Genomic DNA, 8,433 nt, shown 5'->3' with positions numbered 1-8,433 from the left:
AATCGGCGATTGTACTCCCTGCGCGGGCGGCGCGTCCAATCCAAGTGCGGGCCGCGTACGAGCCGCCGCCGGCGGCGGCGGACGGCGCAGGCGCTCAGAGCATTCCCAGCTCCGCGAAGGAGGTCACTTCGCCGTCGCCGACCACCAGGTGATCCAGGACCCGGACGTCCACCAATTTCAACGCGTCTTGCAGGCGCTGGGTCAGCAGTTCGTCCGCGCGGCTGGGCTCGGCGGCGCCGGAAGGATGGTTGTGCGCGAGGATCACGGCGGCCGCATTATGTCGCAGGGCGCGCTTGACCACCTCGCGGGGATGGACGCTGGCGCTATTGATGGTGCCGTTGAACATTTCGTCGAAACTGATGATCCGGTGCTGATTGTCCAGAAAAAGACAGGCGAATACTTCGTGGCCATAGCCGCGCAGATGCAGGCTTACGTAATCCTTGGTGGTGGAGGGGTTGTCCAGCACGTCGCCCTTGGCCAGGGTCGCGTGCAGGTAACGCTTGCCCAGTTCCAGGGCGGCCCGCAACAGCACGCACTTGGCCGTACCCAGGCCCTTGACCTTGCCCAACTCGCTTAACGGCACCTCCATCAGGGCGCGCAGGCCGGAGAAGCGGTGCAATAGTTCACGCCCCAACTCTACGGCATCCTTGCCGCGGGTGCCGCTGCGCAGGAAGATGGCGAGCAACTCGGCATCCGACAGGCTGTGGGTGCCGAGGCGCAGTAGTTTCTCGCGCGGGCGCTCGGATACGGGCCATTCGCGGATCGAACTCATGTAACGACCTCCTTGTCGTTGCGGCCGCTTTCCCCCAGCGCTTGCAACCGCGCCCGGCAACGGCTTTGCGGACGGGCATTATATCAAAAACCGCGATCCGATAGAATTCCGACATGGAAATCCTGCGGGGCAAACGGTTGCTGATCGGGATCACCGGCAGCGTGGCCGCCTACAAAAGCGCCGAACTGGTGCGCCTGCTGCGCTCCCGGGGGGCGGCGGTGCGCGTGGCCATGACCCGGGAGGCGACCCGTTTTATCACGCCCCTGACCATGCGCGCCGTGTCCGGACAGGAGGTATGCGTACAGGACGAGGCCGCCGCCGGGCACGGCATGGATCATATCGAGCTGGCGCGCTGGTGCGATGCCGCGTTGATTGCCCCGGCCACCGCGGATTTTCTGGCGCGCATCGCGCACGGCCATGCCAACGACCTGTTGTCCGCGCTGTGCCTGGCCCTGCGGGCGCCTCTGTTGGCCGCCCCGGCAATGAACTCCTCGATGTGGGCGCACCCGGCGACCCGGGAAAATGTCGCCTTGCTAAGCGGCCGCGAGGTGCGTTTTTGGGGGCCGGCCAGCGGCCCGCAGGCCTGCGGCGAAACGGGGGCCGGCAGGATGCTGGAACCGGCGGAATTGGTTGCCCGGTTGTCGCAATTCTTCGCCACGGGGCGCCTGAGCGGCAGGAGCGTGCTGGTAACCGCCGGGCCGACGTGGGAGCCCATAGACCCGGTGCGCTATCTCGGGAACCGCAGTTCGGGGCATATGGGCTATGCGATCGCCAGGGCGGCCGCGGAGGGCGGGGCCGGCGTCACCCTGATCTCCGGGCCGGTGGCGCTGCAGCGCCCGGAACGGATGCATTGCCTGGAGATAACGACGGCGGAGGAATTGCGGCGGGCCGCACTCGCCGAGGCCGGGCGGCACGACATCTTCGTCTCCGCGGCCGCCGTGGCCGATTACCGTTGCCGCATCGCGCGCCAGGAAAAGCTGAAAAAGGGGGGAGAACTCTGCCTGCGACTGGAGCCGAATCCCGATGTGCTTGCCGCCGTCGCGCAATTGGACCCCCCTCCCTTCCTGGTCGGGTTTGCCGCGGAGACGGAAAGGGTGGCGGAAAACGCCCGCGGCAAACTGCGGCAAAAACGACTGGACATGATCGTCGCCAACCAAGTCGGCTGGGAACAGGGCTTTGGAGATCGGGAGAGCGAGTTGGAGGTGTTCTGGGACGGGGGACATGTGCGGCTGGACAAAGGCCCCAAGGATCGCCTGGCTCGGCAATTGGTCGGTATCGTCGCGGATCGCTATGACGCGCGGCATCCGCATTAAGATCCTGGATCCGCGGATCGGGGACCGTTTCCCCCTGCCCCGCTACGCCACCCCCGGGGCCGGGGCGATGGATCTCCATGCCTGCCTGGACGGTCCTCTGACCCTGGCGGCGCAGGAAGTGGCGCTGGTCGGCACCGGGGTCGCGGTGCATATCGCCGAACCCGAGCTGGCCGGGGTCGTGTTGCCGCGCTCCGGGCTTGGGCACCGCCACGGGCTGGTGCTGGGCAACCTGGTCGGCCTGATTGACTCGGACTACCAGGGAGAAATCAAGCTTTCCTGCTGGAATCGCGGCAACAGTTCCTTTACTATCCAACCAGGGGATCGAATTGCGCAGCTTGCCTTCATCCCCTTGGTGCGTGCCTCATGGCAGGTAGTCGAGATGTTTGAGGAAACCAGCAGAGGGCAGGATGGCTTCGGTCATACCGGAAAGGCCGCGGATTAGGGCTTGGGGAATGCGGCGCGTCCCGCCTGCGCGCTCCGGGCCCGAACGCCCGCTTTAGCTCATGGGCATCCTGATAGCGATCCTCGCCGTGCTGGCCGTCGGTGCCGGCGGTGCCGCACTCTACTTCCGGCATCGTTACAAGAAAGTCACCCCCGCCGCCGGCGTCGTATTCGAGGGTGCGGCCCGGGCAATCATGGAAGGGGAGTACCCCGGCCTGGAACGACTCCTGGCGGAGGTGCCCGGACTGCCCAGGATGCGGAAGAAAAAGGCGCCGTCGCAGAAGGCGGTGACGCGGCCGCAGGCGGCACGGGGCGCCGCCCGCGGCGAAATTACGCAGGTTCAGAGCGCGGGGGGAGAAACGGGAAGCCTGAAAGCGGACGCGGCCGACCAGGGACCGGCGACCGCGGTCCGTCCCGCGGCAAAGAAGGGCGCGGCGGGCAAAGAGGAGAACGGCGCGGGGGAAGCGGCTGCCGCCCCCGCGGGCGGCGACGAGGCGCAGGTGCCCGCACACATCTTCCGCGAGTACGATGTGCGCGGCCTGGTGGACAAGGAACTCAATCCCAAGACGATGCGCCTCATCGGCCGCGCCATAGGCGTGGAGCTCCGGAACCAGGGCCGTTCCGTTATCCTGGTGGGACGCGATGGCCGCAATTCCAGCGTTGACCTGGTCAAGGGGCTGATCAAGGGCCTGGTCTCGGAAGGCATAAATGTGCGGAATCTGGGCATGGTGCCCACCCCAGTGCTCTACTTCGCGCAGAACCATCAAAAGATTCAGGATGGCGTGGTCGTCACCGGCAGTCATAACAACGACGATTACAACGGCTTGAAAATCGTGGTCGGGGGCGCGCCCTTGTGGGGAGAGCGGATCCGCGCCCTGTACCACAGCATCCAGCAGGGGATGCCGGAGCATAGCGGGCGCGGCCGCATGCAAACCATGAACTTTTTTACGTATTACGTGCAACGCCTCCTGGACGAGTTCCCCAAGAGCGAAATCTCCCGGAAGATCGTCGTAGATTGCGCCAACGGCATGGCCGGTTCCTATGTCCCGTTCCTGTTGCGCAAGCTGGGCCACCAGGTTACGGAACTGGCCTGCGGCCTGGCACAGACCTCCTCCGGGGCGGACGGCCCCGACCCCACGGTGCCGGCCAACCTGGAAACGCTGCGGGACCGGGTGCGCAAGACAGACGCGGAACTGGGCCTGGCCTACGACGGCGATGGCGACCGCCTGGTTGTGATTGACGGCGAGGGAGAAATCGTCTGGCCCGACCGCATCCTGATGCTGTTCTCCAAAGATGTCCTTTCCCGAAACCCCGGGGGCACGATCATATTCGACGTCAAGTGCAGCAACCGGCTGGCCAGCTGGATCGAAGAGCATAAAGGCAAGCCGTTCATGTGGAAGACGGGGCACTCCCTGATCCGCAGCAAAATGGCGGAACTGGACGCATGCCTTGCGGGCGAATTCAGCGGCCACATATTCTTCGGCGAGCGCTGGTACGGCTTCGACGACGCCATCTACGCCACTTGCCGCCTGCTGGAAGTGCTGGCCCAGGACCGGCGCTCTCCCACCGAGGTGTTGCGCGAACTCCCCGGGGGCATAGGGTCGCCCGAATACCGGATACCGGTGGCGGAGGGAACGGCCCCGGAACTGGTGCGCCGGTTCCAGGAAGAATGCCGGAAACAGGAAGGCGCCCGGCTAATTGATATAGACGGCATTCGCGTGGAGTACCCGGATCGCTGGGGGTTGTTGCGTCCTTCCAACACCTCGCCCTCGCTGGTGCTGCGCTTCGAAGGCCAGAACCAGGACGCCCTGTCGCAAATCCAGAAACAGTTCGGCGAGTTGCTGCTCCGGACCGATCCCGCCCTTACCCTCCCCTTCTGAGCCCCGCGCGGCAGGTTGTGCGAATCTTCCGCAATGCGCTCCCGCGGAGTGCCTCATGGCTGACCGATCCCGCCGCCGTTCCGACGCGCTGAGGATCGCCAGGGTCCTCACCGAGGCCCTGCCCTATATCCGCAAGTTCCGGGGCAAGAGTTTCCTGGTCAAGTACGGCGGCAATGCCATGGGCAGCCGCACCCTCAAAAGCGGGTTCGCCACCGATATAGCGCTGATGAAGCTGGTGGGCATCAATCCGGTGGTCGTCCACGGCGGCGGCCCCATGATCAGCGACCTGCTCAAGCGGCTCGGCGAAGAGTCGTACTTCGTCAACGGGCTGCGAGTAACCGACAGCAAAACGATGGATGCGGTCGAGATGGTACTTGGAGGCCTGGTGAACAAGGAGATCGTCGCGCTGATCAATAGCCACGGCGGCCGGGCAGTAGGGCTGAGCGGCAAGGACGGGGGCCTGATCCAGGCGCGCAAGCTGGAGCCGACCCCGGATGCGGGGCAACCTTCCGGGGAATTGGTTGATTTGGGTTTCGTGGGGGAGGTGACTCGGATTGACCCGCGGGTGGTGCATGTCCTGGCCCAAGACGGATTCATTCCGGTTGTCGCTCCGATCGGAGTGGGAGAAGACGGTACGTCATACAATATCAACGCCGACCTGGTGGCGGGCCGGCTTGCCGAAACTCTGCGGGCAGAGAAATTGATCGTGCTCACGGACACCGAAGGGCTGCTCGACGAACGGGGCCGGTTGTTGCCGCACCCCTCGCTCGGCAAGGTGCGCGACCTCATCTCCCGGGGAGGGGTAACGGGGGGCATGTTGCCCAAACTCCAGGCCGTCCTGGAAGCGTTGCAGGACGGGCGCGTGAAAAGCGCTCACATCGTGGACGGCCGGGTGGAACACGCCGTGCTGATAGAAGTTCTAACCGACCGGGGAGTCGGGACCCTGATCGAAGCGGAACCGCCGCCGGAATCCTGAAATGCCGGATGCCGGCGCCGCGAGGCGCGCCCCGCCGCTACCGCCCCGCTACTGCTTTTGCGTCAATTGACGAAAGCGACTCAGATACTCATTGTATTCTTCCGCGAGCGCTTTCCTTTCTTTCAACTTCGCGCTTATAAACAGTTCTTCCCGTGCCACCCTGCCCCTGAATTCGGCGATGTTATTCTGAAAGATTACCGGGGGCTCGGCATCCCTCTCCTCGAAGTTGGCGATGCGCGCCTCGTTGTCCGCAATCTGGGCCTTGAGTTTCTCGATCTTGCCGCGGGAGAGTTGAATCGTGGCGTCCAAGGTAGAGATCTTGTCATCCCGGGCGCGGATAATGTCGGACTCTTCGGCATAAATATCCAGCAATATCCGATCTTGTTGCGCTTGCTCTTCCCGCTGCCGCCGCTTCTCTTCCTCCAGCGCCTCAAGTTGCTGTTTCTTTGCCACTTCCTCCGGGGAAAGAGCCTTCTCTTTGGTATCCACGACAATCCCCTGCCGACTCAGGGTATCGTGCCCTTCCTGGGAATACTCCGGCGGCACCTTGTTGCCGCACTCCCTCACCCCCTCCCGGTTGGTCCAGCATTTGATAGCCGCCGTAGCGACATCGGCCGCCAGCACGCTCCCCAGGATCGCCAGGACGGGCGGCAACCTCCGGGCATAAGGCAGGAACCGCGGCCCACGCACCCGCAACGGAGCCGTAAAGACTATAAAAGACAATAATTTTCGGAACATTTTTTACTCTTCCTCCAGGCGCCGCCGGCGTCTTCGTCTTCCCGACGCGATATGCGAACCGGATCGATCCTACCATGAAGCATCCGTGTTTTTTACGCCCGCCGCTCCCTGGCCGCCCCGATGCTCCAGAATGTTCCGCAAGACCTGCCGATACTCGCCTTCCGGTCGCTCCCGCAGGTATTCCAGGAGGTCTTCCAGGGTGGCGATGGACACGATTCGAATCCCCATTTCCCGCCGCAATCCTTCGGCACAGGAGCCCCCGCCCGCTTCCGTTTCCATCCGGTCCAGCGCGACCAGAAGCCCGGCGACCGCGGCCCCCTCCCGGCGCAGGAAAGACGCGGCCCGTCGCGCCGAACCGCCGGTGCTGAGCACGTCGTCCAGGATCAGCGCCCGCCGCCCCCGGGGAGATGCCCCCAGTCGTTTCCCGCCTTCGCCATGGTCTTTGTCTTCCTTGCGGTCGCAACAGAAAGCGACCTCCTTGCGATGACGGGCGTACAGCGCCACCGCGGTCGCCGCCGCCAGCGGGATGCCCTTGTAGGCGGGGCCGAAGAGCAGGTCGAACTCGATCCCGGAGACCATGGCGGCAGCGGCGTAAAACTCGCCCAGCCGGGAGAGCGCCGGGCCGGTATCCAGGGCGCCGGTATCGAAAAAATAAGGGCTGGAGCGCCCCGAGCGCAGGGTAAAGCTACCCAGGCGCAGGGCCTTGTGTCGCAATGCGAAATCAAGGAATTCCGACCGGGGGACGGGGCGCATGGTGTCTCGTAGCGAGGTTCCGTGGACAGGGCTTATCCGGGTAAGATACCCGCTGGGAAACGGGCGGGGAAGTACCATGCGAGTGATCACGCTGAATGTCAACGGCCTGCGCGCGGCCCATCGCAAAGGGCTGATGCGCTGGCTTGCCGAGACGGATGCCGACGTGGTCTGCATTCAGGAGGTCCGTGCCCGCCTCGAGCAGCTACCCGACGCGCTTCGTTCTCCGGACGGGTATTGCGCCTATTTTCACGAAGCCGAAAGAAAAGGCTACAGCGGAGTGGCGGCCTATGCCCGCAACCGGCCCGACAGGGTGCGGACCGGGCTGGGCTGGGACTCCGCGGACCGGGAGGGGCGCTACCTGCAGCTGGACTACGGCGACCTCAGTATCGCCTCGCTCTACCTCCCTTCCGGCTCCCACAGCGAGGAACGGCAAGAGCTCAAGTTCGATTTCATGGCCCGGTTCATGCCCGTGCTGAAGCGGTTTCGCGCCGACGGCAGACACTATATCCTTTGCGGAGACTGGAATATCGCCCACCGGAAGATTGACCTGGAGAACTGGCGCGGCAATCAGAAGAACTCCGGCTTTCTTCCCGAGGAGCGCGCCTGGATGGACCAGGCATTGGACAAGGTGGGGTTGGTGGATGCGTTCCGCCACCAAAACCCGGAGGGGAAAAACTATACCTGGTGGTCGAACCGGGGCCGGGCCTGGGAGAAGAACGTGGGCTGGCGCATAGACTACCAGATCGTTACTCCGGGCCTCGCCGGGCGCATCGAGCGGGTGGCAATCTACAAGGAACGGCGCTTTTCCGACCACGCCCCCTTGATAATAGACTACGGCCTCTCCCTGCCGGGCCGTCGTTAGCCGCCGAATGCCCCGCGCCGGCCTGGGCGGGCGAAAAAGCCCTCTATCCCGAGCCCCCCCCCCCCGGGAGGCCCTCCCGCGCAATTCGCATCCTATCGCTCCCCCTCTCGAGGGGAGGCGATTTCGAGAAAACCGTTCTGGAGATGGCGGCGTTTTGCGCGCCGGAAGATGCAGCCGCCGGGCTAGTCGGTGAAGAATTGCTGCTGGAACTGGAAGACCAGGGGGGCCGATTCCTGCTCCGGGATAATGTTGACTTTATAGGTCAGCACTTCCTCGGAACTGATCGAGGTCTCCGCGATGTAATAAACGGCGGTCTGCTCGTTGAGCTCCCGTATCTTCAGCTGGCGCAGTTGCCCGTTCAGGTTGGTAGCGGTGGCGTCCACGCTGGCCCTCACGGATTGCCCCGCGGTGCCCATCACTTTCCGCAACACGGAGATATTCAGCATCGCGCGGTTCTTGCTTCTGACGATGCCGTAATTCTTCGCTATGTTTCGGGGCAGCGTGTCCGTAGTGAAGGCACTGTAGTGCACGGTGTAATCGCCGAATTCCTTGAACTGTTCTGCCCGGGCGAAGCCGGGGAAGGCGGCCAGCACGGCCGCCAGGGCGATGACCCACCGGATATGAGCGTTTTGCATTGGCGCACGTTCCTCTACTGCCCTGATGATATAGATTCCCCGCCCGAAATGCCAGCCTGCGTC

General features: G+C 64.2%; 9 protein-coding genes. 5 read left to right on the top strand and 4 right to left on the bottom strand.

Translation table 11 applies throughout. From position 1 onward, the window contains the following. Window positions 1-94: 94 nt before the first annotated feature. Window positions 95-772: a DNA repair protein RadC gene (radC, locus tag OXU43_04945; GenBank protein MDD9824497.1), complete on the bottom strand. Its 678-nt coding sequence runs from the start codon at window positions 770-772 to the stop codon at window positions 95-97. A gap of 113 nt (window positions 773-885) precedes the next feature. On the opposite strand from radC, the gene coaBC reads away from it, so the two are divergent. The 4 genes from coaBC to argB all read left to right on the top strand — a co-directional run bounded on the left by coaBC (window position 886) and on the right by argB (window position 5,382). Then, the gene (gene coaBC, locus OXU43_04940) at window positions 886-2,085 is read left to right on the top strand and encodes a bifunctional phosphopantothenoylcysteine decarboxylase/phosphopantothenate--cysteine ligase CoaBC (protein MDD9824496.1); all 1,200 of its coding nucleotides are present in this window, start codon (window positions 886-888) and stop codon (window positions 2,083-2,085) included. Then, window positions 2,063-2,527: a dUTP diphosphatase gene (gene dut / locus OXU43_04935; protein MDD9824495.1), complete on the top strand. Its 465-nt coding sequence runs from the start codon at window positions 2,063-2,065 to the stop codon at window positions 2,525-2,527. The genes coaBC and dut overlap by 23 nt, the downstream gene beginning before the upstream one ends. A gap of 61 nt (window positions 2,528-2,588) precedes the next feature. Continuing rightward, the gene (locus OXU43_04930) at window positions 2,589-4,406 is read left to right on the top strand and encodes a phosphomannomutase/phosphoglucomutase (GenBank protein ID MDD9824494.1); all 1,818 of its coding nucleotides are present in this window, start codon (window positions 2,589-2,591) and stop codon (window positions 4,404-4,406) included. Window positions 4,407-4,461: 55 nt separating this feature from the next. Further along, window positions 4,462-5,382, top strand: coding sequence for an acetylglutamate kinase (gene argB / locus OXU43_04925; protein MDD9824493.1), 921 nt, complete (start codon window positions 4,462-4,464; stop codon window positions 5,380-5,382). 48 nt (window positions 5,383-5,430) lie between these two features. On the opposite strand, the gene OXU43_04920 is transcribed toward argB, so the two are convergent. Then, complete coding sequence (locus tag OXU43_04920) at window positions 5,431-6,120, bottom strand: hypothetical protein (protein MDD9824492.1); 690 nt, start codon at window positions 6,118-6,120, stop codon at window positions 5,431-5,433. Between the two features lie 69 nt (window positions 6,121-6,189). Next, window positions 6,190-6,834 (bottom strand): orotate phosphoribosyltransferase, encoded by a 645-nt coding sequence (gene pyrE / locus OXU43_04915; protein ID MDD9824491.1) that lies wholly within the window; start codon window positions 6,832-6,834, stop codon window positions 6,190-6,192. Window positions 6,835-6,949: 115 nt separating this feature from the next. Between pyrE and OXU43_04910 the strand changes: the two genes are divergently transcribed. Then, window positions 6,950-7,735, top strand: a complete 786-nt coding sequence (locus tag OXU43_04910) for an exodeoxyribonuclease III (protein ID MDD9824490.1) — start codon at window positions 6,950-6,952, stop codon at window positions 7,733-7,735. 182 nt (window positions 7,736-7,917) lie between these two features. Here the strand turns inward: OXU43_04910 and OXU43_04905 are convergent, their stop codons facing one another. Next, complete coding sequence (locus OXU43_04905; GenBank protein ID MDD9824489.1) at window positions 7,918-8,370, bottom strand: DUF4426 domain-containing protein; 453 nt, start codon at window positions 8,368-8,370, stop codon at window positions 7,918-7,920. Between the last annotated feature and the right edge of the window lie 63 nt (window positions 8,371-8,433).

This window comes from Gammaproteobacteria bacterium (genome assembly GCA_028817255.1).
GTDB classification, from domain to species: Bacteria; Pseudomonadota; Gammaproteobacteria; order Porifericomitales; family Porifericomitaceae; genus Porifericomes; species Porifericomes azotivorans.
Note: the sequence above shows the minus strand (reverse complement) of the source record. Positions and strands in the feature narration are given on the sequence as shown.